1 protein-coding gene is annotated in these 545 nt (G+C 34.3%); it reads right to left on the bottom strand.

What is annotated here, in order from left to right; all coding sequences use genetic code 11:
- Window positions 1-154: 154 nt before the first annotated feature.
- Window positions 155-376, bottom strand: coding sequence for a hypothetical protein (locus tag HMPREF9304_RS01725; RefSeq protein ID WP_197061626.1), 222 nt, complete (start codon window positions 374-376; stop codon window positions 155-157).
- Window positions 377-545 lie beyond the last annotated feature (169 nt).

Genomic DNA, 545 nt, shown 5'->3' with positions numbered 1-545 from the left:
CAGAAAAGTTGATAAAGTCAGAAGGAGATGCTACATTGGATGCAACTTGTTCTTCTTCCGTACAAGAAGTGAAGCCCAATGATAACATGGCTATAAACACAAAAGCCATTGAATGTAATAAATTAAAATGTTTCATTTTGCATTTTTTTTATATTTAGTGTTTCAATATACCAGTCATGTCTTTGAAAAGCTGCTCACAGGTTTTCCCTTTGTATCGAGGATTGACCCAGCTTCTGTTGTTGTGTGAGAGTTCCTGAAAAAAATAGATATTCACGCCAGCTTTTTTCAGTCCTTCGATGTAACCTTTCGTGCGTTTGTTGTGTGCTTCCACAGATCCAACATTAGCTCGTTTGATGTGTATTCCTGTCTTTGCCATTTCGTAAATTATTGCTTCCGTCATTAGTTTGCAAAAGACACTGTAATGTTTCTTTTTTCGAAAGAATTGAGTTTTTTGAAATCTCTATCGATCATTTTCGTGAATTTTGACAGTTGCAAAATAAATGACTTAACAGCAAATAAGCATCCTCAAAAAAATAAAAGTCTTA

It is taken from the genome of Hoylesella timonensis S9-PR14 (assembly GCF_000762405.1).
Taxonomy (GTDB): Bacteria; Bacteroidota; Bacteroidia; order Bacteroidales; family Bacteroidaceae; genus Prevotella; species Prevotella timonensis_A.
This window is presented reverse-complemented; position numbering and strand designations above follow the sequence as displayed.